Source organism: Komagataeibacter kakiaceti JCM 25156 (assembly GCF_000613305.1).
In genome coordinates this window covers 1-959 of the sequence record NZ_BAIO01000711.1, presented here as the reverse complement: position 1 = coordinate 959, position 959 = coordinate 1, and the positions used below count along the sequence as shown (strand labels likewise).

General features: G+C 66.4%; 2 protein-coding genes. Both read left to right on the top strand.

Annotation, left to right across the window (positions count from 1 at the left end):
• Positions 1-284 (top strand): hypothetical protein (locus JCM25156_RS26055; RefSeq protein ID WP_034961017.1); only part of this gene is annotated, 284 nt, incomplete at its 5' end.
• Positions 285-357: 73 nt separating this feature from the next.
• Positions 358-864, top strand: coding sequence for a peroxiredoxin (locus JCM25156_RS18190; protein WP_025814262.1), 507 nt, complete (start codon positions 358-360; stop codon positions 862-864).
• The last annotated feature ends 95 nt before the right edge of the window (positions 865-959 follow it).

Below are 959 nucleotides of genomic sequence, written 5' to 3'. Positions count from 1 at the left end.
CCGATGCCCGCCTGCTGCGCCGGGCCGACCTGTTCTGGCGTTCGCTGCAGGGGCTGACCCGGATCATATGCGGCAGCGACGTGCCCGACACCATGCCCGCCGCCAGCCTTGAAATCCTGACCGGGGAATTCGGGGTGAGCGACGCCGCCAGCCTGCTCAGGCTCATGGACCGGATGGCCGCGCGCGTCACCGCCGTGTTTGACCGCCTGATCCCGCCCATTACGGACACATCCGCGCCCGCGACGCCGCAGGGGAGTTTCCCGCCACCCCAAAGCATTGCATGATCGCGCACCCCATAACCACGCATGCGGGGCCACGGGCCACACACCGCATGCGCACAGATCAGCAAGGCAGGTCATGAGTCAGGCCAATCCCCCTTTCCCCGAACCCGGCAGCGCCGTTCCCGATTTCACCATGCCCGCGAGCCATGGGCGCACGGTCAGCCTTGACGCCCTGCGTGGCCAGCCCTTCGTGCTGTATTTCTACCCCAAGGCCAACACATCGGGCTGCACCAGGGAGGCCTGCGAATTCCAGGCCGCGCAGGCCGACCTGCAGAAGGATGGCGTGAATATCATCGGCGTCTCACGCGACGGGATGCCCGCGATCGAGAAATTCGCCGCCGATCACGGGCTGACCTTCCCCCTCGCCTCGGACGCCGATGGCAAGGTGACGGAGGCCTATGGCGTGTGGGTGGAAAAATCCATGTACGGCCGCAAATACATGGGCATCGAACGCGCGACCTTCCTCATCGACGCGACGGGTCGCCTTGTCGAATCATGGCGCAAGGTGAAGGTCACCAATCATGTCGCCGCCGTGCGCAAGGCCATCATGGCCCTGACGCTACGGTCAGGCGCGACGGACTGACTCAGTAATAGGGCCGGCCCGGGCCGCCATAGGGTCCGTAAACCACAACCGGCGGGGGTGGCGGTGGCGGCGCGTAGTAGGCGACTGGCGGCGGG